Annotated in this window: 28 protein-coding genes and 2 pseudogenes; 13 read left to right on the forward strand and 17 right to left on the reverse strand. The window is 57.3% G+C overall.

All coding sequences use genetic code 11. The annotated features are described in order from the left end of the window. Nucleotides 1–110: 110 nt before the first annotated feature. The 3 genes and pseudogenes from AB7290_RS10965 to AB7290_RS10975 all read left to right on the forward strand — a co-directional run. A complete protein-coding gene (locus tag AB7290_RS10965; RefSeq protein ID WP_354112636.1) occupies nt 111–623 on the forward strand; it encodes a hypothetical protein in 513 nt (170 codons plus the stop codon). A 767-nt stretch (nt 624–1,390) separates the two neighbouring features. Beyond that, entirely contained in the window at nt 1,391–1,540 is a 150-nt protein-coding gene (locus AB7290_RS10970; RefSeq protein ID WP_441253408.1) for a hypothetical protein, read from the forward strand. Between the two features lie 12 nt (nt 1,541–1,552). Further along, nucleotides 1,553–1,885: pseudogene (locus AB7290_RS10975) on the forward strand (DUF4142 domain-containing protein); the annotation flags it as partial. A gap of 1,051 nt (nt 1,886–2,936) precedes the next feature. On the opposite strand, the gene AB7290_RS10980 reads toward AB7290_RS10975, so the two are convergent. After that, nucleotides 2,937–3,362 carry a hypothetical protein gene (locus tag AB7290_RS10980; RefSeq protein WP_028154089.1) on the reverse strand — a complete coding sequence of 142 codons (426 nt, stop codon included), beginning with the start codon at nt 3,360–3,362 and terminating at the stop codon, nt 2,937–2,939. Nucleotides 3,363–3,566: 204 nt separating this feature from the next. Here AB7290_RS10980 and AB7290_RS10985 point away from each other — a divergent pair, with 204 nt between their 5' ends. Next, a complete protein-coding gene (locus AB7290_RS10985; protein ID WP_354112638.1) occupies nt 3,567–3,770 on the forward strand; it encodes a cold-shock protein in 204 nt (67 codons plus the stop codon). Nucleotides 3,771–3,879: 109 nt separating this feature from the next. Further along, entirely contained in the window at nt 3,880–4,047 is a 168-nt protein-coding gene (locus AB7290_RS10990) for a hypothetical protein (protein WP_247458048.1), read from the forward strand. 376 nt (nt 4,048–4,423) lie between these two features. On the opposite strand, the gene AB7290_RS10995 is transcribed toward AB7290_RS10990, so the two are convergent. From AB7290_RS10995 to AB7290_RS11025, 7 genes are all read right to left on the reverse strand, one after another. Next, nucleotides 4,424–4,603 carry a hypothetical protein gene (locus tag AB7290_RS10995; protein ID WP_038960078.1) on the reverse strand — a complete coding sequence of 60 codons (180 nt, stop codon included), beginning with the start codon at nt 4,601–4,603 and terminating at the stop codon, nt 4,424–4,426. Between the two features lie 73 nt (nt 4,604–4,676). Then, nucleotides 4,677–5,000 (reverse strand): hypothetical protein, encoded by a 324-nt coding sequence (locus AB7290_RS11000; RefSeq protein WP_354112639.1) that lies wholly within the window; start codon nt 4,998–5,000, stop codon nt 4,677–4,679. 1,206 nt (nt 5,001–6,206) lie between these two features. Next, nucleotides 6,207–6,539, reverse strand: a complete 333-nt coding sequence (locus AB7290_RS11005) for a hypothetical protein (RefSeq protein ID WP_354112640.1) — start codon at nt 6,537–6,539, stop codon at nt 6,207–6,209. A gap of 993 nt (nt 6,540–7,532) precedes the next feature. Next, nucleotides 7,533–7,766 carry a YbdD/YjiX family protein gene (locus AB7290_RS11010; RefSeq protein ID WP_439035442.1) on the reverse strand — a complete coding sequence of 78 codons (234 nt, stop codon included), beginning with the start codon at nt 7,764–7,766 and terminating at the stop codon, nt 7,533–7,535. Continuing rightward, nucleotides 7,759–9,846 carry a carbon starvation CstA family protein gene (locus tag AB7290_RS11015; protein ID WP_354112641.1) on the reverse strand — a complete coding sequence of 696 codons (2,088 nt, stop codon included), beginning with the start codon at nt 9,844–9,846 and terminating at the stop codon, nt 7,759–7,761. Before AB7290_RS11015 ends, AB7290_RS11010 begins: the two co-directional genes overlap by 8 nt. 452 nt (nt 9,847–10,298) lie before the next feature. Further along, nucleotides 10,299–10,460, reverse strand: coding sequence for a hypothetical protein (locus AB7290_RS11020; protein WP_259258546.1), 162 nt, complete (start codon nt 10,458–10,460; stop codon nt 10,299–10,301). Nucleotides 10,461–10,816: 356 nt separating this feature from the next. Beyond that, a complete protein-coding gene (locus AB7290_RS11025; RefSeq protein WP_247458042.1) occupies nt 10,817–11,026 on the reverse strand; it encodes a hypothetical protein in 210 nt (69 codons plus the stop codon). Nucleotides 11,027–11,208: 182 nt separating this feature from the next. On the opposite strand from AB7290_RS11025, the gene AB7290_RS11030 reads away from it, so the two are divergent. Continuing rightward, complete coding sequence (locus tag AB7290_RS11030) at nt 11,209–11,631, forward strand: hypothetical protein (RefSeq protein WP_354112642.1); 423 nt, start codon at nt 11,209–11,211, stop codon at nt 11,629–11,631. A gap of 131 nt (nt 11,632–11,762) precedes the next feature. Next, the gene (locus AB7290_RS11035; RefSeq protein WP_439035441.1) at nt 11,763–12,704 is read left to right on the forward strand and encodes an IS110 family transposase; all 942 of its coding nucleotides are present in this window, start codon (nt 11,763–11,765) and stop codon (nt 12,702–12,704) included. 321 nt (nt 12,705–13,025) lie between these two features. Here AB7290_RS11035 and AB7290_RS11040 read toward each other — a convergent pair whose 3' ends face one another. Next, nucleotides 13,026–13,427 carry a VOC family protein gene (locus tag AB7290_RS11040; protein ID WP_247458040.1) on the reverse strand — a complete coding sequence of 134 codons (402 nt, stop codon included), beginning with the start codon at nt 13,425–13,427 and terminating at the stop codon, nt 13,026–13,028. A 756-nt stretch (nt 13,428–14,183) separates the two neighbouring features. On the opposite strand from AB7290_RS11040, the gene AB7290_RS11045 reads away from it, so the two are divergent. Further along, a complete protein-coding gene (locus tag AB7290_RS11045) occupies nt 14,184–14,426 on the forward strand; it encodes a hypothetical protein (RefSeq protein ID WP_247458038.1) in 243 nt (80 codons plus the stop codon). Between the two features lie 40 nt (nt 14,427–14,466). Here the strand turns inward: AB7290_RS11045 and AB7290_RS11050 are convergent, their stop codons facing one another. The 3 genes from AB7290_RS11050 to AB7290_RS11060 form a co-directional block, all read right to left on the reverse strand. After that, nucleotides 14,467–14,979 carry a septal ring lytic transglycosylase RlpA family protein gene (locus AB7290_RS11050; RefSeq protein WP_441253409.1) on the reverse strand — a complete coding sequence of 171 codons (513 nt, stop codon included), beginning with the start codon at nt 14,977–14,979 and terminating at the stop codon, nt 14,467–14,469. A 301-nt stretch (nt 14,980–15,280) separates the two neighbouring features. Further along, complete coding sequence (locus tag AB7290_RS11055; RefSeq protein ID WP_439035439.1) at nt 15,281–15,460, reverse strand: helix-turn-helix domain-containing protein; 180 nt, start codon at nt 15,458–15,460, stop codon at nt 15,281–15,283. An 80-nt stretch (nt 15,461–15,540) separates the two neighbouring features. Further along, nucleotides 15,541–15,750 carry a hypothetical protein gene (locus AB7290_RS11060; RefSeq protein WP_439035438.1) on the reverse strand — a complete coding sequence of 70 codons (210 nt, stop codon included), beginning with the start codon at nt 15,748–15,750 and terminating at the stop codon, nt 15,541–15,543. A gap of 460 nt (nt 15,751–16,210) precedes the next feature. Between AB7290_RS11060 and AB7290_RS11065 the strand changes: the two genes are divergently transcribed. Next, on the forward strand, nt 16,211–16,387 hold the full coding sequence (locus AB7290_RS11065) for a DUF2934 domain-containing protein (RefSeq protein ID WP_208088293.1): 177 nt from the start codon (nt 16,211–16,213) through the stop codon (nt 16,385–16,387). A gap of 52 nt (nt 16,388–16,439) precedes the next feature. On the opposite strand, the gene AB7290_RS11070 is transcribed toward AB7290_RS11065, so the two are convergent. The 3 genes from AB7290_RS11070 to AB7290_RS11080 form a co-directional block, all read right to left on the reverse strand. Beyond that, the gene (locus AB7290_RS11070) at nt 16,440–16,820 is read right to left on the reverse strand and encodes a hypothetical protein (RefSeq protein WP_208088292.1); all 381 of its coding nucleotides are present in this window, start codon (nt 16,818–16,820) and stop codon (nt 16,440–16,442) included. Nucleotides 16,821–17,065: 245 nt separating this feature from the next. Further along, nucleotides 17,066–17,371, reverse strand: coding sequence for a hypothetical protein (locus AB7290_RS11075; RefSeq protein ID WP_225005379.1), 306 nt, complete (start codon nt 17,369–17,371; stop codon nt 17,066–17,068). 79 nt (nt 17,372–17,450) lie between these two features. Beyond that, nucleotides 17,451–17,807 (reverse strand): DUF1127 domain-containing protein, encoded by a 357-nt coding sequence (locus AB7290_RS11080; RefSeq protein ID WP_439035436.1) that lies wholly within the window; start codon nt 17,805–17,807, stop codon nt 17,451–17,453. Between the two features lie 171 nt (nt 17,808–17,978). Here AB7290_RS11080 and AB7290_RS11085 point away from each other — a divergent pair. After that, nucleotides 17,979–18,497 (forward strand): annotated as a pseudogene (locus AB7290_RS11085) (winged helix-turn-helix domain-containing protein); the annotation flags it as partial. A 132-nt stretch (nt 18,498–18,629) separates the two neighbouring features. After that, on the forward strand, nt 18,630–19,607 hold the full coding sequence (locus AB7290_RS11090) for an ABC transporter substrate-binding protein (RefSeq protein ID WP_247458032.1): 978 nt from the start codon (nt 18,630–18,632) through the stop codon (nt 19,605–19,607). 372 nt (nt 19,608–19,979) lie between these two features. On the opposite strand, the gene AB7290_RS11095 is transcribed toward AB7290_RS11090, so the two are convergent. Beyond that, a complete protein-coding gene (locus tag AB7290_RS11095; RefSeq protein WP_441253410.1) occupies nt 19,980–21,203 on the reverse strand; it encodes a mannosyltransferase family protein in 1,224 nt (407 codons plus the stop codon). Between the two features lie 248 nt (nt 21,204–21,451). On the opposite strand from AB7290_RS11095, the gene AB7290_RS11100 reads away from it, so the two are divergent. Next, the gene (locus AB7290_RS11100) at nt 21,452–22,462 is read left to right on the forward strand and encodes an ABC transporter substrate-binding protein (protein ID WP_247345241.1); all 1,011 of its coding nucleotides are present in this window, start codon (nt 21,452–21,454) and stop codon (nt 22,460–22,462) included. A gap of 281 nt (nt 22,463–22,743) precedes the next feature. Further along, nucleotides 22,744–23,712 carry a c-type cytochrome gene (locus tag AB7290_RS11105; RefSeq protein ID WP_441253411.1) on the forward strand — a complete coding sequence of 323 codons (969 nt, stop codon included), beginning with the start codon at nt 22,744–22,746 and terminating at the stop codon, nt 23,710–23,712. 1,769 nt (nt 23,713–25,481) lie between these two features. On the opposite strand, the gene AB7290_RS11110 is transcribed toward AB7290_RS11105, so the two are convergent. Then, nucleotides 25,482–25,691, reverse strand: coding sequence for a PRC-barrel domain-containing protein (locus AB7290_RS11110; protein ID WP_225005375.1), 210 nt, complete (start codon nt 25,689–25,691; stop codon nt 25,482–25,484). Nucleotides 25,692–25,981: the final 290 nt, after the last annotated feature.

Below are 25,981 nucleotides of genomic sequence, written 5' to 3' on the forward strand. Positions count from 1 at the left end.
CCCTATAGGTGAACCAGTGAACCAACGAACGTTTGTCAATGTGCAACTGAACTGGAGTGCAAGGTCACTCGTAGTGCTATATAGACGGCTCTACCGAATGGGGAATGGTGATGGCAGGGCCGAATTCCTCTACTCAGCAGACCGCTCCAGTAACCGCTGGCGATATTGAGCTCGCAAAGCTCAAGGTCGAACAGACGAAGGCTAGATGGACAGGTCTATCAGTTATCGTGCCGCTACTCAGCGCGATTGTTACAGTTGGAGTGGGGGTTTATACGAACTACCAAACAAATAAAGCCAGTTTTCAGCTTGAGGTCGCTAAGTCAATTATGCAGGCGCCCGGTCCTGAAGAGGCAACTAACCGGGCAAAATTCTTTGCTGCGATTTTTCCCGGACGGCTTCCCGCGAATTTCTTGGCGACCGATGTCGATGCCAAGAAGCTGGGGATCGGTGACTCCGAAGGGGACGACAAGAGATATTTTCTCAAAACTATGATCGAGAAAGATATTGATCTTCGCACGCTGGTGGCGTCGTGGAAGGCACTGTTTCCTAAGGACAACGATTTCCTTAACCGTCCCGAGGTCGCAGAAGTATTGTCGCAGATCCCTTCAAAGCCGGGGAAGTGACGAGACTGATGTAACCGTGCCCATTGCGCCCACTACGCCCAGCGGTACGGCGTCGTCGGTGGACGGTTGTGCTCAACGCAAGCCGAAGAATGACAGAATGATGCCAATTACGACGACAAGTCCGACCAAGTAGATAATACCGTTCATGGCGTTGTCTCCCTGTGTTGTGAGAGTTCAAATCGAAACGTTGCCTATTGTTCCCACGGCGAGCGCGAGCATCAATCCGCGCCACATTTCCCGCGCTGTCGCGGCGCTCGGACGGCGCTATAGCGGATTGCATGTCTTCTCGCGCCCAGTGTGCAAACCAAGGAGGAGAGGGCTCAAGGCTAGCGAGCCCAACGAGCAGATGCAGCGCGATGCGGACAAAGGGATCAAGACCCGCAACTCCGGAGCGTCCGGTTACGTGGCGATCAAGAGAAGCCGGGCGCTTCTGCGCATTCTCCCGGCCAACCGGGAAGGGAGCAGACCACCGGTTCGGGTAGCCAGACCGGGACACCGAAATAGAGGCGTTCTCATGAGGCCGCCCACTGAGTGGCCTTTATCCACAGCGCCCTCCAACGGCTTCTCCTTCCACTGCGCTCGAGCTTCCCACTCGATGCGCGCCTTGCCATCTACGGTCATGTAAGTGGTCCGAAAGGCCACTAGTCAGGTGCTCTGCGGACGTTTGAATATTGCGATGCGAAACTTCCAATGTCGCCCCGTGCGCCTAATTGGAGCCTCCCGGGCTTCAGGCGTGTTCATCGACAGACAACCCACAGGAGTTGCCGATGAACAGAATGCTTATGTCACTCGGGACAGCAACCTTGATGGCAATCTCAATTGGCAGCGCATCTGCGAAAGATAAGCAAAGCGAAACGTTTCTTAAGAAGGCAATCGAGGGCAATTTCGCTGAAGTGCGCATGGGAGAGCTGGCGTAGCAGAACGGTCAAAGCGACGCCGTCAAATCGTTTGGCAGAATGCTCTCTACAGACCACGCTGCCGCCAATCAGAAGGCATTAAATGCTGCCCAAGCACTGGGAATGAACTCACCAGGCGGACCGAATGCGAAGCAAAAAGCTGACCATGACAAGATGTCAAAAATGACCGGCGCAGGTTTCGATAAGATGTTCGCTACCCACATGGTCGCAGACCACCAGAAGGATATCGCCGAGTACAAGAAGGCATCAAAAAGTAAGGATGCTTCTGGAGAATATGCTTCCGGCCAGATAGATACGTTGCAAAAGCACCTGGGCACCGCAAAATCGTTGAAAGCCGGTAATTAATCGGACGCCGGAATTGCGTCGACGTGGGAGCGGCAAGACAAATAATTTGCCAGAACGCCGCAATTTCGGGCAGGACCAGCAGGTCATAATTCGAAGCACGCAGACCCTTCTTGTCGTCAAGGACGGGGCGGGCTCACGTTTATCAATTCAGTCAGCGGTTCGTGCGAGCAGGCAAATTCCGTATGCCGCGATAATCAACAAACTCATCAGAAAATCTCTAACCCCGGCTCGTCGCAAGATCAGTGACTCTCAGGGGTCACGACCTGGCTCGTTCTCCACATCGAGAAAACGGGAGTGTAAAGTCATTTCATTCTGAGACCCGGCAAGCAAAACGCGAACGAGGTGGCGCGTTCCGCTAGATCCGCGAACAACGCCATGTCGGCCGGCCATTTCTGGGACCCGCCGCTGCGTTCACGATGATCCGTTACTTCACGAGATCATCAAATCGTCAACGCACGTAGTGTTGCGCGACGGAATTACGTTAGACGATCGTTTGGAGACAAATTGACCAAAGAGGATTTCAGCAGACAAAATCGGTCAGCTCAATCAAGCTTAAGCGTCAGCTCGCAACGGCGACCGAGCAGGAAGCATCAAGAGCATCAGCGAGTCGAGCGGCGGTTTGGGGGTCAAGGCGGAACAGCTTTATAGCCTTTGCGACACGGGTCGTAGGCGGCCTCATTGCTAAACTTAGGCCTTAGGCTCGTCCGGAAAATCGAAGCTGAGAAAAGTGAGGGCGACCGCTCCGACGATCAAGAGCACGACGCACAGCGCCGCGATTCCGTAGGGCCACACTTAGGTCTCCGTTGGAAAGAACGAAGCCGGCGCGCCGAGTATGATGGCACGCCGGCGTCGCCATGCTGAATCCGGACAGGGCAACTCGTCCGGTGACGACAGCGTAATCGGGCAACCGACGAGCGCAATCGAAGGCTGAAATTAAGCTTGAGCGGTAGGGTAAATGAGGGAGGAACTGCCCGACAAGCGAAGGCGTGTGCCAGAGGAAGAAGCCGATGACCTGTTCGACTAACTTTCATGTCAAGACGCGAGGATCGGACTAAATTACAAACGTCGTGCCAAGATTGAGGACCATCTTTACCATCCACTGGCCCTTGATCGTAAAGGTCATGGAGCTCGGGTTTGGTATCTCGAAATTAAAAAAGACGCTTCCGCTCTTATTAAACGCCGCGCCCGACAACGCATCAGGAAAAAATGACACGTTTTGCGTGACGTCACCTCGGTGGCCCTTGACGTCCTTCAATGACCATGGACCGCTGATGTTGCGCATAAGTTGCGAATCTAATTGGAAGTCCGTGTCCGAAACACCGCTTCCAGAGATTGGTCCGGAGCAACCTAAAAGTGCTGCGATATTAGCTACTCTACTGCCAATCTTAAACGATATCGATGCGGTGCCCGACGACGTGCGTACCCTCAGCACGTGCGCAGCAATAAACCAGTCGTCCGCCTTTGTGTCTGCTGCCACGGCCGCCTCCCGCTGTAACTGAAACCTCTCGCCAGCGACTGGAGATTAACCGTCCTGATGTCATACCCATGTGAAGAGGTTCACACGACGTAAAACGACATCCTCGGCTCGCGTACTTCCGGCGCATGAGCGCGGTTGCGACCAGCCTTTCTTTTGTCGAGATTCAGGCACTAGTTTTGGTTTTTCAAAGAATGGAGAAGCTAAGTGGCTATGGGGACGGTAAAGTGGTTCAACCCGACGAAGGGCTACGGGTTCATTCAACCTGACAACGGCGGCAAAGATGTGTTTGTCCATATCTCGGCAGTCGAGAAGGCTGGTTTCACCTCACTCGCAGAGGGAGCCAAGGTTAGTTTCGACGTCGTGAACAATCGCGGAAAGGACTCGGCGGAAAATCTGCGCGCCGGATGAGCCTGCCAAACCGCGACGCGACGGTTCCAAGTTAGCCGCTTGGGTCTATCGTCGAATATCCTCTGATTTCCTCGTCGACCATCCCGCGTTGGTTCGCTGGGTGAGTCGAATGATGAGCGAGGAGGAGGCGGATCGCTATCGAGTCGAAGCCGAGGAATGCCGCCGCATAGCCGAAAGGGCAATTAAACAGCCAGACAAGGAAGCCTGGTTAAGGCTTGCAGCTGATTGGATGAAGCTGGCCGAAGGCGCCAGCTTGGGCGATGAGCGTAAGAAGTGAGGCTTGTTGGTCAGCGCGTCTGTTTGCCAAGCATTCGTCAATGCGAAAAGGCCGCAGCGACGAACCACTGCGGCCAGCCGGGTTAAAAATAAGACGTGAAATATTGAGTCCAGCCCCGGCGAGATAAAGCGTACAGCGCGGGTGCCTGGGCGCAATGTCGTCGATGTTACACTGTGGGACAATTAAATGCGTCAGCTCCGCTGACTGAGGTGGGACTCGCCGGGGCTGGCGAAGGCGAGCCCTCAACCCCAAGGCCGCGAAAGCTAAAAGCTCCGGCTGCCTTGACGGACGCAGTAGTCTGCACCTGATCGGCGCAGATGCGAGCGTTAAAACAATATCGAAATTTGGCGGCTCCCTCAACGAAGCCAGCGTCAATTTACCGCTGATGCCCCAGGCCGATACCCAACACGATCGCCTTCTGACGTAGCGCGCCCTCGGTTCGCTTGGTCATCTTGGCGATTTTGACGACCGGCGTGCGAGCCTTGGAGTGCGCCTTCAATTCTTTGATATTTTCCTTCGTCCACTCGCGGCGAACCAGCTTTTTCTTCTTGGCCAAAACGGCGCTCCTTCGATGTTGAAGGCGCGGTCTATCAACATGGCGCAATATACGCAACAAACGCTCTGCGCACTTACGGAGATTTAATGGCCGACAACGAACAGCTAGTTCTATCTATTTCGGCTGACACGCGGGAAAATGCAGAACCAGCAAGACAATCGAAACGGCGACTGAGGCGGTAGACGCCAAGACCACGACATCGAAGACCTTGCCGCTCGTTCTGCTCGGCACTTTGCGCCAGTGCATGGCAGTCTTCTCGCTCAGATTTTCGGCGCAGCACCAGCCCGGTCAAAGACCGGCACTTTTTCTTCGTCGTCAGGTGCTGCAGCAGATGGCGTATCTTCTGCCGCGTGCCGCAAAGCTTCAGTTTGAGCGTCCAGGCCATCGACAGTTTCATTCGCCTGACTGCCGGAGTCGTGCGGTTTCGTCGGAACTTGGCCCGCGCCGGAACCAGTAACGGGATCCATTGTGCTCGACCCACGTGGCGTCCGATTTTTCTGTGTCATCGGAACCTCCCTGACGAGTCAATTTTTTCGCTCGCTGCAGGTTCCAGCCAGCAGAGTCCGCTAGCAATCGCGGCTATGCCGACGCCGCCGGTTGAAGATCTACTGGCCGCGGGATGGCAAATTGGCGCGGATCGCGATGCGCGCAACGCGGAGGTGGATCTACTGCACATGATGGAAGTCCAGCAGCGCCGCCCAGCCAGCGATGGCCGGCATTACATAGGCGGCCATCGGTGCTGACGACGGTGACCGCGGATGGCGTGACGCAGCGCGCGGTGCATCGTTGGCGGGAGGATCGGGCGGGGAAGTCGGTGAGGCCGCAAGGAGAGGCGCGGAGGAGGGCGGCGTGAGGTGGATGACGCGAGCCCGTTTGCTAGCGCCGCTGTCGCACGGACCCTGTCGTTTTTGACAGGTGCGGACCTCCCGAGATGGGCGCATAATCGGGGGCTAAAGGACGGAGGACCGCGGCTATGCGTCGTTACTATTTCCTAATCTTCCACAACGGCGAGGCGCGGACGGACCAGGTTGGCGAGCTATTTGGCTCTGCTGAGCTAGGGTACGGTCGTAGTCGTGGTTGACGCCACCGGCACCGAGATCGCGCGGCAAGAGCTGATCGAGGCGCACATTGAGTTGGAGGCAAGATTCTGCCCGAGCCGGTAGAAGATTGGGCGGCTTGGCGGCGGCAGTTGAGGGGCGCGCGGAAACGGTGGAGGAGGGGCTTCGAGAAGTTCGCCTAGTTGACGAGCAAACTTCCAGACGGAAAGTTTGCTCCAAAGGATACCTGCCAGGGTTCGCGGAACGCTAGAGCGCTTCCTTTGGTGTTACGGCTCCACGCCACGCGAACGCATGCTGCGCCAGTAGTCGCGGATTGCTGCTTCAAACCAACCCTCGGCCTCGTACCGGGGATCACTACGTGATCGAAATGCCAAATAGTGATCGTAGTGCCTACTTTCGAGCCATGTCTTGAAAGCGCCAAAGGTTGGGTAGTGACCGGGCTTTTGACGATAGTTTGTTTCGTGCATCCACTCTAACGCAAGATGCCTGATCATTTGCTCGGCGTCGGCTTTTTTGTGCATAACGTAGTGCTCATTTCGCATTGTTTATGCCACGAGGGTTCTGACTTTCTCTTTCCATCCAACCGAATGCACGATGCGCGCCTTTTGGAGCGACGCATCTAAAATCTGCTTTTTTGATAGCCGAGAAGCCGTTTCCCAATCGCGTCCGAATACGTAAATCGCATTGTCACGCCGGATGCTTTCGAGCACGACCAACTCGTGAGACTTGAATTCATAAGCAATGTAATCGCTGAAGCCATTCACTCCGACGTATATTGTGGTGGGCCCAAGTGAAACTAGCGTCTCTTGCCTATCTTGAATGACCGCAGCGACGCTGTCCGATGCCTTGCGCAAGGCAAAGGTGAGGTGTGTCTTCATTCGGCCCCATGGATACTCGCCTGGTGGCAAAAATTTCCAATTGATCTGCTGGACGTGCGGAGGGGTGAGGGATTTTAGATCGCTTGCGGTTACTTCGCAGAGATACCTGAACCGCGCTCACCTCGAAGACCCGACGGGCGGATGCCCCTCGGCGGCGTTACTCCCCGAAATCGCCCGACAGGCCCGGTCCACCAGGAAAGACTACGAGAAAGGGTTGCGAAGCTACGTTGCGAGATTGGCCGCACTGCTTCCTGACGCAGATGCATCAGCGAGCCGCCGCCGTGCGACCGCCATCTTCGGCCTCATGGTGGGCACCCTTCAGTTCGCGCGGGCAGTGCCCAACGCTGCGCAGGCGGAGCAGATCCTGGAGGGCGGCGTTGAGGCCGCCTTGCGCTTGGCACGAGTTCCTTAGGAAGCCGGGAGAGGCTCAGCCTGGAGATCGTTATCCGCAAAAATCCGAGGTCAGCTTCTGGCCCCTTTGAGACATGCCGACGGCTACCGAGAATGTCTGCTTCTCGGGGGATTGTGTTGCAAAACTCGTTTCTAACTTGGGCAAGCTTGGCTTTTGAGTTTCGGCGTTTCTTTTGGTACGGGGTGCCGGCGGTTTCCATTTTACTTGTGGATTTCAGCACGCGACTGTCAGTTGTGGCGGGGGACGGCAGATTAGCTTGGCCACGGTCTGATCTCTATATTCCGCTCCCCCCCTCGGCGAACAAATTTTAGTTGTGTTCGTGTGTTCTTGCGACGCCGTATTGCGGTGTCACGCCGCTTTTGGCCCGGGGCTGAGCTGACTAGGCTTCAGAGCACCTTGAGGTAACTTTCCGGGAGATGAGCCGACAAAGCTAACGTCGGCCGCCGAGGGCGGCCATTGACCCAAAGCGGTCATGGCTGCTTGGTCCATCGATGCCCGCTTCTCAGGTCGGATCAAGTCATCAGAACCTTTTCCATACCCGCACGTCGGATGGCGGTCAGCTGCAGAAGTGTTGTCGGTCGTCAGCAGCAGCCTCTAAAGTGACCTTTCCCTATGGCATAGCGCGCTTGCTGACGTTCGCGAAAGAATTCCACATAGGTCATGATCGGCTGGTCGGGGTGCTTCTCTTGCCGGTGCGCAACATAGGTTTCATAATCGGGAACGCCGATCATGAGACGCGCAGTGCGCGTGCTCCAATAGCGGGCGGTTCGCATCGCGCTGGCGGACTGGTCGAACAAATTCTGCAGGTCAGGCATGGCTACCTCCCGCGGCTACACCAGCGAACTCTACTTCCATTGCGGTCGGCTGCGGATTGCCCAGTGCTCGCCAGATATTGATTAGACCGTAGATCACTGTCGCAACGACGACCAGCACGAATAAGGCTGCAAGCGTTGCATCGACGTAGTCGTTGAAGACGATCCGGCTCATCTCGCCAAGCGTTTTGGCCGGTGCCAGCAACTGACCTGCCGCGATCGCGTCGTCGTATTTGAGCGCGTGGCTGACGAACCCCACGTTCGGATTGGGGTTGAATACCTTTTCAAGCCCCGCGGTCGTCGTGCAGGCCACGAGCCACGCGGCGGGCACGATCGTCACCCACGCGAACCGCTCGCGCTTCATCTTGAACAGAACGACGGTGCACGTTGTCAACGCGATTGCCGCCAGCATCTGGTTGGCGGTGCCGAACAGAGGCCATAGCGTCCAGATGCCACCCAGTGGGTCGATCACGCCGACGTAAAGGAAATAGCCCCACAGCGCGCACGAAAGCGCCGAACCGATCAGGTTGTTGGTCCAAGATGCAGTTTCCTTGAACGCCGGGATAGCGTTGCCGACGAGATCCTGAATCATGAACCGGAGCACGCGCGTTCCGGCGTCGACCGTGGTGAGTATGAACAGGGCCTCGAAGAGGATCGCGAAGTGGTACCAGATGCCCATCAGGGCGCGGCCACCAAGGAACGACGACAGGATATGGGCCATGCCGACGGCAAGCGTTGGTGCGCCGCCGGTGCGCGACAGGATCGAGTTCTCTCCGACGTCCTTGGCCATTTGAGCAATCTCGTCCGGGGTCACCACGAATCCCCATGTCGAGATCACTTGCGCGGCTTGCTCAGCCGTGGTGCCGATTAGTCCTGCAGAGCTGTTCATCGCGAAATAGACGCCGGGATGGATGATGCTTGCGCCGATCATCGCCATGATCGCGACGAACGATTCCATCAACATTCCGCCGTAGCCGACGAGAGCGATCTGCTTTTCGTTCTCGATCATCTTCGGCGTCGTCCCTGACGCAATGAGAGCATGCCAACCGGAAACGGCGCCGCAGGCGATGGTAATGAACAGGAATGGGAACATGCCGCCGGCCCAAACCGGTCCGCTGCCGTCGGTGAATTTGGTGACGGCCGGCATCTGGAGATCGGGACGAACGATCATGATTCCGATAGCCAAAAGCGAGATGGTGCCGATCTTGAGGAATGTCGAAAGGTAATCGCGTGGCGCCAGAAGCAGCCAGATCGGCAACACGGATGCGACGAAACCGTATCCTATGATGATGAGCGCGAGCGTCTCTCCTTGCAGGTCGAAGTACACCGCAAGCTCGGGAGTCTCGGACACGGTCTTGCCATAGATCAGCGCTGCGAGAAGCAGCACACAGCCGACCAGTGACATCTCGCCGACCTTGCCCGGGCGGAAAAACCGGCCATAGACACCCATGAGAAGCGCGATCGGAATCGAGCAGAACACCGCGAAAGTTCCCCACGGACTGCCGATCAGTGCCTTGACGACAACGAGAGCGAGGACCGCAAGGACAATGACGCAGATCAGGAGAATGCCTACGCCTGCGATCGTGCCGGCCACTGGTCCCATCTCGGCACGCACGATGTCGCCGAGCGAGCGACCATCACGCCGCGTCGATAGAAACAGCACGGTCATGTCCTGGATCGCGCCTCCAAACACCGCGCCGGCGAGAATCCAGAGCACGCCCGGCATATAGCCCATTTGCGCGGCAAGCACCGGACCAACCAGTGGACCCGCGCCGGCGATCGCCGCGAAATGATGGCCGTAGAGCACGTACCGGTTGGTCGGAACGTAATCGAGACCGTCATTGTGGCGAACGGCAGGCGTCAGTCGCGTGCCATCGACCCCGAGCACCCGGTCCGCGACGAACAATCCATAAAACCGGTAGGCGATGAAATAGATGCAAATCGCGGCGACGACTAGCCACGCGGCGTTGACCGTTTCACCTCGATTGAGCGCCACGATCGCGAATGTCACGGCACCCAGAAGGGCGACCGCGATCCACAAGAGCTTCGTCTGGAGCCCATTGGAATTGTTGATGGCACTCATGGATGTCCTCCCGCACTGCAGGAAGCCCAACCAAACAAAATTCACCCTGGCGGGGACCTTGATCGAGGCAAGAGTGTATTGGCTGGGATCCTTCCTTTCCGTACACCAAGGTCAGGACTGGGTATTTCGCTAAGCTCAGAACTCACTATAGCTCCGCTTGACCCTATAATTCTAGGACTCGGTTTCTTCGCTGGGAAGGGTGGGATCGTGCGCAGAAGGTCTGTTGGCTGGGGTGACGAATGGGTGGTTGGCGCGTCACTGGCCGAGCGACAGCGATCCATACCGTTTTGGCTCTGCGCTTTATGATTACAATGCCCTGGTCCGCTTAGGCCGATCTGGGGAAGGGAGTCGGCCGAAGTCGGCTCCTGACCCATCTGCGACATCAGCGCGCATTTTTGCTGTAACGCACAATACCAGGACGGGACTTGGAGCATGTGCCGCATTCGGGGGCATCAAATTCCGCGAGGCATTTCTATTTCTTTTGGCCGGGCGCGAGGTTTGGCTGCCATACCGCCGCCTCGCCCTTTTGGCTTGGGGCGGGCGGCAATTGTCTTAGCCTTTTCTTCCTTAGGCTTCTTCTTCTCCCGATTGCTTCTTTGTTCGCCCCTGGCCATGTCAGCATCCTTCGGTTGACGACAGGATGCCATCTCCGGGCGACTTTGGGCTGGATATTGTTAGCGAGCAAAGGGCTGTGTCCGAAATTGGCCATCGAGTCATTTCGGGGCGATGCAGATTTGGTAGCTATCGGGGCATAGCGGACGATAACCGGACTTGCCACCAGCCCAATCCCGTCGCGAATGACCCTAAACGGAAATCGGGCGTCGCCTGATCGGATTCACAAAATCCCGCTCAATGTGGTTTGCGACAAGGTGCGTGGTTTGGTCCCTAAATCGCGCGGGCCGTTCGCCACATGGGGTCAGGCTGAAGAACCCGGTGTCGCCTTCGAAGGATGTGCAGAGGACTCAGTCGTTCAGAGATGAGCACGCGGCAATAGCCATCCCATGATCTTCTGATACGGATCGCGACGACTGCGGACGAATGCGTTCTCGTTCTGCTGAGCGGCGGTCCTGGCGAATTCAGAAATCCCCTCGATAGACTGCCGTTTATCCTTCGGAAGCTTCGCCCATTGGCGAATGATCTTCCGGCGGGCTTCGCGTTCCTTTTCCCTTACGTTAGGCATCGGGACGCTCCTTGAAGAGGATTATTCCGGTCGACCTAGTATTGTTTGGGCTCACTAGAACTTCAACGTCCAATCGAGAACTCTTGGCCCCTCTGACCGTGCAGCGCTATACACGGGAGCGAGTCTCACATTGGCTTTGTAGGCCCGCCGCCCTAGAATTGCGGCGATCGCGGACGAGCGAAATGCGGTACGTTTGCGACGCGCCGAAGGGTAAGGCCTGGTTCCGTATCGAGACGGAAGGTGAAGCGGCGCATGAGTCGCGCCTGATGGGCCACACAGTCGAGAAATATTTCCGCAATGAGTGGGAGAAGGCAGTCCAGTCCTGGCGTCCGGAGCGGCCGGACGCGATCGAGCGCGACATCGGCCTCGAGGCCTATGTACAGCGAGAGATGCCGGTTTTCCTCACGCTCCGCGACAGGGAGGGCAATGCCCTGGCTACAGCGATGCTGCCTCCGGGTGGCAAGGATCGCGGCGGGTTCCGGATCATCATCGTTGCCGCATCCAATGCCGATCCTTATCCTGAGCAGGACGCGGCCATCGCTGCGCTGGGAACGCATTTCGGCCTCACACTCGATCGCCACCGCTGCTTCCCTTACGGCCGTTAAGAAGCCCGACAAGTATCGCCGCTTGATTGGAGCGATGTCGGCTCATGATGCTGTGGACGGCTCCTCCACCGGCACGAGCGTACCAAGGAGTGGGCGCTGTTTAAGGCTCCCAAGATTCGGAGGAGCAACCTATGCAGTCAATTTCGACAATCGGTCTGGATATCGCGAAGTCGGTCTTTCAAATGCATGGCGTTGATGCGGCCGGCCAGGTGGTCATACGCCGTCAGCTGAGGCGCCAGCACGTCCTGGCGTGTTTCCAGAGGCTACAGCCATGCCTGGTGGGGATCGAGGCCGGCGCCTCGTCGCACCATTGGTCCCGCGAGTTGCAGGCGCTCGGCCATACGGTGCGGTTGATGCCGCCGGTCTATGTGAAGCCCTACGTCAAGCGGCAGAAGAACGACACCACCGACGCGGAGGCGATTTGCGAGGCAGTCACGAGGCCAAACATGCGGTTCGTGCCGACCAAGACATCTGAGCAGCAGAGTTGCCTGATGCTTCATCGTGCGCGTCATCTGTTCGTTCGCCAGCAGACCGCCGTCATCAATTCGATCCGCGCGTATCTTGCCGAGTTCGGGATCGTCGCCCCCGTCGGGCGCAAGGGTGTCGAGCAGCTGCTTGAGGTCGTCACCGATACAGCCGATCACCGGCTCCCAGAGGTCGCACGAATGTGCCTCACTGCGCTGGGCAGCCAATTGCGCTCGCTGAAGGCCCAGATACTGGAGTTCGATCGCCGCATCATCGCTTGGCATCGGTCAAATGTGACGAGCAAGCAACTTGACGCGATCCCCGGTGTCGGTCCGGCGCTGGCAACAGCTCTAGTCGCAAGCATTGCTGATCCCAAGGTTTTCCGATCGGGACGGGACTTCTCGGCCTGGGTCGGGCTCGTGCCGAAGCAGAACTCGAGGCGGGGGCAAGAACAAGCTTGGCAGTATCAGCAAACAAGGCGATCGCTATTTGCACAGCTTGTTTACAGCCGGCGCGCTCGCGGTCATCCGCTATCGGTCGATCCGGCGATCAGGACAACCCACTTGGGCCATGGCATCATCGAATGCGTGCTTTTGACCGGGACCTGATCCGCGGAGGGCATTATGGCCAGCGGTCGCGTGAACCGCGCTAACAGGCCGAACACATGGCTGCTCCGACCAATACTGCGACGTGAAGATTCTTCTTGCCAACCCGGAGCCGTCCACACATGGCCCATCGCTCCCGTTGACGCGGTGCGGTTGCGTGTCGGTTGATAGGGGCAGACCGGAAATATGCGGCTGAGAGCCAAACCGACGCGATTGACCCGATGCAGACATCGAACAAACGTCACTTGATCGCGTCGTAGGTGCCCAACAGGGACATCTCGGGCAGCGAGATCTCTTTCATGCCTATTCCGTCATGCGGGCATGTTAGTTGCGCGGAATGGGTTGAAGCATGCTTACGCGGTTGCCCTCTGTGTCAAAGAACGAGACGTACTGGCCTACGCCTTGTATCGTCAAAGGCTCGCCCAGTATCGTGCCACCAGCGTCAGTCACTTGGCTCATCGCAGCGTGAATGTCATCGACTGCGATGACGAGGGAAGGGTATTGCGCCGGCCAATCGGGCTTCCTCGGAAAAAAGCCGCCATTGATCGCGCTTGGTCGCTTGGGGCCGCTCTCGTCCGTTTGGGTTGTCGTGGCAAGGACATAGTTGTCCATTTCCTCCCCGAGCATCTGTGTCTGCCAGCCAAATACGTTTTCATAGAACTTCGCCATGCGTTCGCGGTCGTCGTAGGGCATTTCGAAGTGAACCACAGAGTTCATACTGCTCATGATGGTCCTCCTTGCTAGTTGCTGCCGTTTTGTTCGCGAATTCCGTCTGGTTCACCGCTGTACAATTTTGGGAATTGGCAAGGTTCCGGATTCCGGAACTCTGTTCATTGCCCGGATGGACTAGGCGGAAGGTGGAGGGCGTAGCCCCCTTCACTTCGAGAACATGCGGCGAACGAAGGTGTTCCGCTGCGCGAACACAAGGTGTAGAGTTCCGTAGAACTTCGGTGGCCTGAAAGGGTTTAAGCAGAGCGAACTTGGTGACAGGTGGAAGTCATGAAGCGCTTCCGGTTCACACCGAATAGAACGCTCGGAGAGCAGCTCATCAAGGAAGCCAGACTAGCGAGAGAAAAGGCAGAGCGATTGCCGCAGGGTCCAGAGCAGGAGGACCTTTTGAGGACGGCCCGCGAAGCCGATGTCGCCGCCCATATCGAGGGATGGCTGAACTCACCCGGCTTGCAGCTACCGAAGTAAGGCGCTCGAATAGAGCATGCTTCATCCGTCCAGACCAAGGAAATAGCGAGCCCGCGTTGATACCCATCAGATGTATGCCCGGATAAGTTAACGTGCATGGACGCGCACGTTTATGTCGGCTTATCGAGCAACCCGCGCAGTCGGAGAAGGCGAAAGCGTTAGCGACCCTCGTCACCTATCTATCTGCACAAGCGATCCTGCCCCCATACTCCTCGAGTGGTCGAATGCTCGGTAGTGTCTCAGTTTGAAATCTCAGCGGCTTCGCGCTTTTTATAGGGTCGAGAAATGTCAATTGCCTCGATCGGCCGAAAGCTCTTAACCGCCTGCAAGTACGCCGCATTGGCGATATTTGCCGCGTTATGGTGTTGGTTCACCGCCATTTTCGGCTCGTTCATCGGCAAAGGCATCGGCGGGAGTCTTTTCGCGGAAAATACTGGCGCGGCCATCGGAGCGCTTGTCGGTTTGGTAGTTTTCATTGGATTGCTTCAGCTAGAAGCCAGCGAGCAAAAAACCAACGAGGACTCATAAGGTCGCTCGCCAAATTACAAACTGAGACACCACCGAATGCTCACAACACCTCCGCATGAACCTGAGCCACGCCACGATCCGTAATACCCAAGCTCCGCGCCGCGGCCAACGAAAGGTCGAGGACACGACCGCGGACGAACGGACCGCGGTCATTGACTATGACGATGACGCTTCGGCTTCCGTGGGTGACGCGCAGCTTGGTACCGAAGGGCAGGCGGCGGTGCGCTGCTGTTAGCCGATTACGATCAAACGACGAACCGCTCGCTGTCTTGCCTTTGGCATAAGAATAGTAGGAGGCCGTGCCGGAGAAGACTCGATTCTGAGATTGAGCTCTTGAACGATCTTTCGAGGGCTCTTCCGAAGTCTGAGGTTGCGTTTGCTGTGTGATCGAAGGTTGCGTTTGCGTTTCGTCCTTCTTTGTCTGGTCGCTTCCTTCAGGAGCTGGCTCCGCGTGAGCTCTTGGAATGATGGACCACCTGTCATCGAAGTTTTGTCCGACAGCAGGAGTTGAGTAGATCGCCATCCAAGCTGGGATTGTTGCAATCGCGATCATTCTACAAAGAACTTGCATGATCGGCCTCACGCACAAATGAAACTGATGGACAATGCGAACTCATCGGCCTGTGTTCCTGCACGCGCATCCACGTGCAGAACAAAGGTGAATGCATACCGATGGTCCGATGGGTGGTTCCAGAGTGTTTAGACGCAGCGCACCAGGCAGCCATCGCTGCGACGCATCACGCCGTAGAAGCCGCAAAACCGAAGGCGCAAATCATATTCGCCTCCAGCAGTCGCTGCTTGGCTTCTACTCCGGTGGTGCAGTCTCTTTCGATCTCGAAATTGCTCAAGCTTCGCTATTGCATTGGCCGCCAGCACGCCCCGCTGGCGAGGTAGAGATCGATCACCTTCTGCGCCTTATCGACGCTCCAGCATAGCGCCTCGGCGATCTCCGGGGCCGTTGCGCCGGCCTCAGCCAGCAGCGTCGCGGCTGTGCCGCGGTTATCGTGGAAATTGGCCAGCGCGCTTTGACGCATTCGGCGTTCTTGCCGTTGGCTTCGGCCTCGACCTGGAAGGCCGCACGTTCATCGTCCTCGACGCCAAGAGCGGGAAGCGATCAACGGCGCGCCAATATATATCCAATCAGGAAGGCGATTCCGAGCGATGCGAGCGGAGCCTCGCGCGTTAGGTCGCTGACGATAGCCTTCCAGTGGCCAGGCGGCTCGCCGTCGCCGAGCCCCTGGCGGACATCGCGTGCGACCTCGCGGACCGTTTCGTTGGCGGCAGCGAAAGTTGAGGTTTGGGTTTGGGATGGCGTGTCAGTCATGGCGTCCTCCTCGAGCGACAATGAACCGTGGAGAGCCTGGTTCCTCCAGAACTGACGGGGTCTGCTGTGCCTTACCTGTGCGACAAGACGGCATGCTGTTCGTCTCAAGCTTTAGGAACGAGGCAATAACGCAACGTATTGTCAGAGGAAGTGGCGGGCGGAGCCTCGCAATGATCAGCGTGTCAAGGAAAGATCTGGAGCTGATAGCACTGCAGGAGATCCGGAGCTTTCCGGGAGGCGAATTGGTCATCGCGGTCGAAATCGAATGCGACGAAGGTTATCCGAACGGCATGAATTGGCGTTTGGACGTTACTGCGGCCGATAACGCCGACATAGATCGCATCGAGTATGCCGCTCGGACGACAACCGCAAGACTCAAACGTCGATACGTTTTCCGGCGGCACCGAAGATCGATCGCGAGAACTTCTAGAGCAAGGTTTGCGCAATAGGAGGAGCGACCATGCCAAACTTAAGTCAGGAAGACATTCGTATTCGTGCCTACGAGCTTTGGCGTGCTGCGGGCGAGCCAAGCGGGGACATGGAGACCTTCTGGTTTGAAGCCGAAAAACAGCTTCTGGCGGAACGGTCGCAACCAGATGAGCTTCCTCCCGGCATGACCGATAATTTGCCGGTATAAGAGCAATCAGGGCGCGTGGCGATTACGCCACGCGCCTTCGAGCAACGAGCCGTCAACGCTTGGCGGGCGGGCCGCTCTTGTTTCCCGGCAGACCTTTGATATTCGATGAGTCCTGTTGCTGGGTCGTCGTGTTCTGACCGACAGTACCTTTAGGAGAGGGGCCGCTTGTGCTACCCGGGGCTCCGGCAATTCCTGTTCCCGAATTTTGAGCGCTTGGTGCCGTCGTCGTAGAATCGGCGCGACCCGAGCTGCTGCCCGGCATCTGCGCTGCGGAACCTGGTCTGTCCTGTTCACCGACGTAACCCGACGCACCGGAGTTTTGAGTCTTGATGCCTTTATCGGCTTCGTTTTGCATGTTTGGCGAGGTCTGTTGAGCCACCACTGGCGTCAAGCCAACGGCAACAACGATTGCTGCAAGTGCGATGCGACGCATGAGTTCCTCCTTGGGTTGTTTCCTCAACAACGTGAGAAGGGCTCACTGGCTCCTAAGTTCTTTTTGATTCTTTGAAGGCCGATCGCATTCGCGCGCATTGCGAAGCGTTCGGGCCAACCCTCATTGATTGTGTCGCCCAAATCTGATCAGGGTGATGTTCTGTCCCGATACCCAGCCGTGATCGTCACAGTTGACGCACGTCGTGGTGGTGGCACCGGCCGCCGCCGGGTTACCCTCGCTGAACATCAGGCGACCCACTGCAATGGCAGCGCTAGCTGCATGTCGAAGCGCTTTGTGGCGTTAGCGGCGATGAAGTCTTGCAGCGCAGACGAGATCTTGGCGTCGGTGTCGGTTGCGCGCTGGGCCAATGCGTCGGCGACCCCGGAAGTCGCATCCCGCGACCACCCCTCGACCGCATTGAAGGATACAATTCGGACCGGATAGGCGTACTGGCCGGACCGGAGATTTTGCAGGATCGTCTCGAGGTCGGTGTCAGTCTCGTCGGTCTCGCGCCAGGCGCAACCGGCACGCGCGCCGAAGTCTTCAAGCACCAGATAAATGTCGCGGTCGAGGCGGTCAGCTGGCTCGGCCTGAACATCTCGGAGAGCATTCTAACACGCGCCGACGAGGTTATCGAATAAAGCCCGACTTAATCTGTCCGCTTCTGTCATTCCATTGACGTCCCTCGATGTCAGCTGTTGGCCTAGGCCCAACCTGGCCGTCCACCGTTGGCAGATATCGCAGCCATTCGCCGGATCGGATGCCCCCCGGGTCAATACCTCGGTGCGAGGCGACGTAGTCGATCTCGCCGCGCGTGGTGCCGATATCCATCAGTTCTCCGTCGCTTAGGTCGGACAAGGTGGCGCTCAATTTTTGGCGTTCGCGGCGCTCCTGAAAGGCATCCCAACATTTCGAGATGAAGCTGGTGACATGCCAGGTCGATACGGATGTCCATTCCAGCCACGTAGTGCCGTGCGTCGTGGTCATTCTGGTGTCTCCTGGACGGTGTTTTTCCCCCGACGGGAGAGTGCCGCGGGATTGGCGGGGACGCTTGACCGGCAGCTTACATTGTCCCAACCGGCGGCTTATTCTCGCGATTTTCGGCGAGGCCAAAGCGCTACCCGGTTATGGGAGCCCTCATCCAACGGGATTCGCATCTTGCGCTATCTCTTCGCGGAGTACGTATTCGACACGGACCGACGCGAGCTGCATCGCGGGGCGGACGTCGTCTCCGTCGCACCACAGGTATTTGACCTGATCGATTACCTGATCCGCAATAGGGAGCGAGTTGTCAGCACGGATGACCTCATCAAAGCCATTTGGAATGGGCGAAGCGTATCCGATGCGGCGCTGACAACCCGCTTAAACGCCGCCCGGATTGCAATTGGCGATTCTGGCGACGAACAACGCTTCATCAAGACACTACAGCGCAAGGGCTTTCGTTTCGTTGGAGCTGTTCGGGAAGCGAAGGAACCGGCAGGCGCAACAGTTGCCGACGATCAGGTAGAACTTCAAAAACTCGATCTTGCGCTCCCCGACAGACCTTCCATCGCCGTGCTGCCGTTTGAGAACATGAGCGGCGACCCTGAGCAGGAATATTTTGCGGAGGGCATGGTAGAAGAGATCATCACAGCGCTGTCGCGGTTTAAGTCTCTGTTTGTTATCGCACGTCAGGCTGAGGCTGGTAGTGACCGGTTGCGGGCATGCGCCTTCCCGCTTTGCGACGCAGCAAAGCATCTCACCGAGTACCACGACCCTTGAAATCTGATACTCTGCACTGCGTCCTCCTCAAGTTGCGATGAGGGTCGAATGAAGCGGCGAGAGTTTATAGCCGCTGCGGCGTTTCTCGCTTGGTCAGGGCGTTTGCGCGCGCAGGGTAGACGCCATCGACTTGGCTTTCTCGCCGTAGGTGACGGAGGCGGGCAGGCGCTCAATCAAGCCGAGCGGGCGTTGTTCGATGGATTGCGAAACAATGGCTGGATAGACGGAAGAAACCTGACTATTGACTATCGTTTTTCCCAACCCCCGGACCGACTGCCAGTTTCAATTGCCGATCTGATTGCTCTCCGTCCCGATGTGCTCGTCGTCGCGGCACCACAGGCAACCGAAGCCCTGAAATCGGCGACCACGACCATTCCCATTGTATTCGTAGCTGTGGCCGATCCCGTGGGACTCGGCCTCGTACAAAGCCTAGCGCGTCCGGGCGGCAACATAACGGGGCTTGCGACCTACGTGCCAGGAAGTTTCGTCGCAAAACGAATAGAAATCCTGCGGGAACTGGTGCCCGGTGCCTCGCAAATTGCGATCTTGGTCAATCCCGGCAACCCAATGCACAGGCTGTTGTTAGCCGATGAGGTACCAAGTACGGCGCGCAACCTCGGCGTGGCTCTGCCGATAGTTCAGGCGACCACGGCCGAGGAACTTGATGTTGCCTTTGCCTCGGCCGCAGCCCAGCGCGCGGATGCAATCATTGTTTTTGGCGATACTCTCACCGTTGTCGAGGCCCCCCGAGTTGTCGCGCTCGCGGCGAAACATCATCTGCCTGCGATTCATTTCTCCCGACAATTCGCTAGTGATGGATTGATCGTCTACGGCCCCGATATAGCCGATCTGTTCCGCCGCGCAGGAAGCTACGTCGATAAGATCCTCAAAGGCGCCAAGCCGTCTGATCTGCCGGTAGAGCAGCCGGTCAAATTCGACTTCGTGATCAACATGAAAACTGCCAACGCACTCGGTCTCAGCGTGCCGACCTTATTGCTCCTTCGCGCCGATGAGGTGATCGAATAGAGATGCTGTTTGCTGTGATTTCGACTTATAGGTCCCTAGCAGATATTGCCGCCTCGCGCGCCAAAGTCACCTTTTAGCTGAGTAACGAGTTAGGGCGAAGCCCGGCCCGGTCTTCGGAGACCGGGGCCGGGCTTCGCACCGGCCGGGGGGTATAAGGGGGGTGCGAAGCACATGAGTGCGAAGGGGTTCGAAGCAGTGCGAAGCGAGGGTGCGAAGGCTGCTTTCGGCAGGAGCGGGCTATCGGAAGCTTATCGAGATTTGTCCGCTGGTGACCCGGAGCGGACGTTAGATCTGAAAGATCTATTGCGGGGTACGCAGTGTGAAACTGGTCGCTGCGGCTAGGGAGATGTCGCCGTGAGCGCCTTGTAGCGATCAACCGATCCAAATTCTCCGAGCAAACAGGGCGGCGTTCATGAGCAAAGACGCACCGAAAAGTCCTATCACTCCTGCAAAAAGCCACTTCGCTCGCAATCCCAAATCAGCCAGCACTACAAAAAGTGGAAATGAGAGGAGATTAAATCGGCTCATTGAGACGAAGCCTGCCGGCCCACCGCTGAGTGTTAGATATGGCAACAACAGCACACCCATGGCAAACACTGTCCAAGTTGAGGGCAGTCGAGACCAACCCACAACAATCAGGACAAGGAACAACAATGTAAACCAGCTGGCTTGCCCCCATGGATTCCAGTCATTGAGCATCATTCGGGTGAAGGGTTCAAATTTGAGTGCTGCAATCAATCGTGTAGCCAAGGTCGTTCCTTGATGGAAAGCCGTCTGCCCATCTGAAAATGCAAACGGAGCCCCGAAAGAGCTCCAGAGATAAATCATGAACAGCCAGATACCCGATGTCGCGAGAAGGATGCATGGCAAGAGGGCAACAAGGAATGGCTTGTCATTGCGATTGCGCCACATCTCCCAGAGAAGGACCGGCAATAATACAATGCCCGTTGATCGGTCGGTAAGTGCCAAGCCTGCGAGCAGCGCTGCCGACAAATAATGTTTTCGTTTTAAAACGAGAAAAAACGAAACGATTAGAAGCAGTGCTAAGGATTCGGTATACCCGGCCGATAGCAAAACCGAAGCCGGAAAAAAGCTGAACAGCGCGATGGTGGCGAGAGCGAGTTGATCACCAGATTCCTCGCGAACCAGCTTGAAAAGAACGACGATAGCAAACAATCCTGCGACATTCGATACCAACAGCAAAGCATCCGCAGGCGTGAGGCCGCTAATCGTTGTCAGGCCCCGTGCGAGAATGGGATACAGCGGGTAAAACACGATATTCTGTTGAATAGTCGGATCGCCGTTATACCGATAGCCTTCTGTGACGATCTTGAAATACCATTCCGAGTCCCATTGTAACAATTGGTGGTACCAGATCGGTCCCGCAGACCAGACATCGGCCCTCCCGATGGCCAGATATTTTTGAGAGAATACCAGCCCGAGCGCGACCACCACCCGCGAACAAGAAAATATCAAGATGGCCCAACAATAGGGAAGCCAAGAATGACTTTTCCAGTTCGGACATTGCATCTCCATGTCCATACTGTCGCTTGGTACAGGCCTAAGATCAATCGCCCTAGATGTATCGAAAACCATTCCACTTCCGGTTTTGGCCCTTAGCTGACTTCCGCTCTTGGCCTCGCACTGTCCGCTTTCGAGAGCTGAGCGAATAGCGTCGTGGAGCTGCCGAGGGCAGCCTTTGACCCTTAGCGGTCATGGCGCAACGCAGAACAGCGGATTGCCGCGCGCGACATCTTGCGCCTCCAATACCCCGACTCCCATGCCGCGATGTGGTATGCTTCCAACTGAATCTAGCGTGGTCCTGAGCCTCCTTGGAGGGCTGCATGAGACGGCGCGATTTCATCAGTCTTCTTGTTGGCGGTGCGGCGGTCGTATGGCCGCTCGCTGCGGGTGCACAGCAGATCCCCAATCGCAAGCGCCTTGCTATTTTCAGCCCAGCAGAGCCAAGCGCGGACTTGCGTGAGCATAGCAAAACCAAAGCTTGGCGAGCCTTATTCGCTGAGCTTCGGCGGTTGGGGCAGATAGAGGGACAAAACCTCGAGGTCGAACGTTACGGCCGAGAGCAGAACACGTCCGGCCTCGAAGCCCTGGCGACGGAAGTCGTTCGCGGCAACCCGGCAATCATCTACGTCATTGGCGCTGACGCCGTCATCTTCAAAAAGCTAACATCGCGTATTCCGGTTGTAGTGACCACTTCCGACCCCGTTAAGCAAGGGCTCGCCGAAAGTCTGGCTCACCCAGGCGGCAATTTCACGGGAGCCAGCATCGACGCTGGTCTATCCATTCATGGAAAGCGAATTGCACTGTTGCGCGAGATGGTTCCGACGATCTCGATACTTGGGTGTCTCGCTCTTCGAGCGTACTGGAATGGGCCAACCGCAGGCCCCGCAATTCGCGCAGCGGCCGAAGCGGCAAGCCTCGCTCTCCGGGTGTCTTTAGTGGAATTTGGTGCCAGCGAAGCAGACTATCGGGCGGCCATCGAGAGCATCTCCCGCGACGGTGCAAATGCAGTCATGGTCCTCCCTTCGCCTGAGACCTTTCAAAACAGCACTTTGATCGCCAAGTTGCTCAGCGACGTGAAGCTTCCGGCGATTTTTTCGTTTACCGAATCCGTCGAGGCCGGGGGCTTAATGGCCTATTCGTTCGACCTGATCGAATTGAATAAGCGCGTCGCCAATAATATCGACGCAATTCTCCGAGGAGCAAAGCCCGGCGACATCCCGATCTACCAAGTCACCAAATTCGAGTTGTCCATTAATATCAAGACAGCCAAGCAGCTGGGGCTTTCCGTACCTCCTGCGCTCGTCGCGATTGCCGATACGGTCATTGAGTAAACAAGCAAAGCCCCGGTTGTGGCCCCATTGGGGGCATAACAACGAGTTGGGCTGATATCGGCTTTTGACCCAACTCAGACATACTTGGTGTCGTGCTTGACCGGATAGGGGGTAGTAAACGGTACCGCCTTTCGCGTCATGAATGACCCCGGTCGCGTCGAACCCGGCGGGGCTTCACAGCAACGCCGAGATCAAAACGTCGCAGCTGAATGGCTTGCCCGGAGTTCATGGGTGAGGCAAGCTCCCCATAGCTGCCGGCCCGGACACTCGGGGAACTGAAAATGAGGATTGTTCCCGCGCTGCTCTCGTCTGTGATCGTTTGTGGCTTACTCGCGATACGGATGGCAACCGCCGCAGACGGTCCTCCCGCTTGGGCCTATACGCCGAACAATCCCGACTACAAGCCTCCCGTCGATGACGGAAAGCCAGTTCGCGTGCCAGAGAGCACGGCCGGCTATACCTGGAGCCAGTTGCGTGATCGTTTTGTTGCGCCCATTTGGCACCCCAGCGATCACGGCGCGCTGCCGGACATCGTCGCGAACGGCCGCAAACCCGGTGTGTTCGCATGCGGATTTTGTCACCGCGCCACCGGGCCTGGTGGTCCGGAAAACGCGGACGTTGCAGGGCTGCCGAAGAGCTACATCATCCAGCAAATGGCCGACTACAAGAGCGGGGCGCGTAGTACAGCCCTCCCCGAGCGAATTCCGCCAAAGCTAATGATCGAGCTTTCCAAGCCGATCACTGACGCCGAAATCGAAGCCGCGGCAGCCTACTTTTCGGCCTTGCAGCCGCGCAAACGCATCAAGGTGGTCGAGAGCGACACCGCGCCAAAGACCTATGTGGCGGGTCTGCTTTGGGCGGCGGTGGAAACCAGCGAGCGCGAGCCGATCGGAGCGCGGATCGTGGAGATCCCCGACGATCTGCTCCGCTTCGAAAGCCGCGACCCTCGATCGACCTTCACAGCGTATGCACCAATCGGGAGCCTCGCCAAAGGCGAGGCGCTAGTCATGAAAGGTGGGTCGGGCAAAACGATCCAATGCGGGTTGTGCCATGGCGCGGACCTGAAAGGGCTTGGACCGCTGCCAAGCATTGCTGGTCGTTCACCGAGCTACATGTTCCGGCAGCTCTATGACTTCCAGCATGGCGCTCGAACGGGAGAATGGAGCCCGTTAATGGCCCAAATTGTAGCCAATCTCGACGAGCAGGACCTTCTCGCGATTGTCGCGTACCTCGCATCTCGCGATCCGTGAGCAGGCACGAAACCGCGCCACGCCACACCGGGACAAGGCCATGCTCAGGAGCATCGGGCCCAACTCCTGAATGTCGCATCGCTCTCTTCATAGAAGGGCGTATGAGGTCCGGTTCTGGCCCTTCGCGTCAGTTATCGCATCGCAGCGCCACGTCTGGAGTCGGGGGTAGATCGGAAGTGACCGGCGCACGGCCACAGCAACGCTCCTGACCCGGAACGGACATTCTAAGTGTTGAAAGTCGCGCCCCAAGAGTTTCACTAATTCAGCGGGTTGCAGGTATCAGCGCTGACAATGGCAATCGTTCTGACGCACACAGTGTCTTCGTTCCATTCAACGGAGCCATCGGCATTCTTCGAATGTGCGCGAAACATTTTCGCATCCCTGTAACTTGAGTTAATCGTGGGGCCTAATAGAAAGGTCGCGATATGGAACCGACCAGTCGAATATCGGACCACATTGATCATAAGGCCGCCCGGTCGATCTATGACGAGGTGGGTGACGGATTGCAACAGAACTTATCTCTCGAAGCCTCGCCTCTGCCACCCTACCTCGAACGTCTAGTCGATGAATTGCGCAAACAGGAGCGTCATCCAATTGATGGCGCCGCAGCGCCCGCTAACCGTTTCCTTCATGCGACGCGACGGGTAGTCGCGGCCGTCTGAGCGCGTAAAGAAGAAGCCGTCGCCGCTCTCAACCCGGCGGCTGCTTTTCCGCTAATCTTGTCGCTGAGGCGTTCCAGGCTTGGCCACGCCGGACGCCATCAGGACGTGCTTGCTCAGTGAACGGTCGAGCCGCGCTGCTTCCCCTGTTGGCCCATGAGCGAAGTGGCGAGATCTCAGATCCGGTTCAATGGCCACTACCGGATCTTGGCGTCGCTCCCGTTCCGGGTGCATACTAGTTCTATCACCGCACGGCACCGTGCCTTGATCGGTGGTGAGAACGCCAGTTGCGCTCCCTCCCAATTCACGCAGGGAAAGGAGAGTGCCATGGGACGACACTCACAATCCCACATCGACGACAATCTGCACGTGGAACGAGCTCGCATCATAGCGGAAATCGAAAATACGCAGCCAGGACCGCAGCGCGATCTTCTAGAACGCAGACTGCGCCAGCTCGAAACCGCTTCTCATGTAGACGAATGGCTGACGTCCTCGGGTCTGCAACCCCCTGAGGAATAAGGCCGTCTCAGGCCGACCGAGCGCGAAGGGGGTCAGTAGATGCAGGGCATATCGAGCTTCGCATCATTCTAATGTGCAAGGACGAAACCGAAGCCAAGAAGCGCGCCAGATGCTTGGTAGATGGCTACGACGTAGAGCTATGGTGTCAAGATCGAAAGATTGCGGAATTTAAGAGTGAGTAAGGCCGCCCCAGTTGGCGGCCTTGCTCATCATTGTCGCCTGTTGGCCCATTGCCGACCTTATGCTCTGGCTCGGCGGTGTCGGTTCGTGAGGGGCAACCCGACATCGTTCAGAACAGCGGCCAGGTCTCGAAATGCCCCTAAGCGGGCTTCGCCTTAAGGCCGCCTCGGATGTCCGCGCCGCTCGCATCTCGCGCCGTCTGCGTTTGGAACCGAAACATTTTCTAGCCTGAATGATTTACTCCCCGGGCTTCGCAAGATGCGAGGCATTCATGGATCCTCTCTCGGCGAGCGACGTGTTCCTTACGGTCGCGATCATGAGCGTCACTTTCCTGACCGAGGTCGGGATTTTCATCTTGATTGGAATGTTCTGAAAGGAGCACGCGATCTGGGCAACGCGCAGCCGCGAGGTCTAGGACTCAGCAAACTTGATGGTTGAGACCGGCCATCTTCCATCATGACCAGCGATCGAAACGCGGAGCCCGTGCAGTTCATCCAGCCAAACGTGCTCGACCGTGCCTGCCTGTCCATCGGTAAGGACGACGGCCTTGCCGATCAACTCGGATCGCGCCTCACCGTACTCTCTCAAGATGTTTGATGCACGGAGCATCACTGGTGGCATTGCTCGTCCTGTTCGGCTGCGCCGTCTGTACTGTCCCGAGGCGGCTCACCGCCGAGGTTTGTCCCAGCGCTCGGCATTGGGAATGATTGATGGTGACTGCTCCTCCAATTCCCGGAGCCGGTCGATTTGCGTGCTGAGGCTCCCCGGTAGTTCCGGTTCTGCTTTCAGGAACGCGCGTAGTCTCCCTCCAATCTCTTCTACAATTGCTCGGCTGTGCTGGGGATCTATATCAATGCGGTTGTGCATAGGAAGCCTCAGTAAGAAAGCGCCAGCATCGGCGCAACCCCTCA

Origin of the sequence: Bradyrhizobium sp. 613_E4_N2_2, assembly GCF_052075995.1 — a bacterium.
GTDB classification, from domain to species: Bacteria; Pseudomonadota; Alphaproteobacteria; order Rhizobiales; family Xanthobacteraceae; genus Bradyrhizobium; species Bradyrhizobium barranii.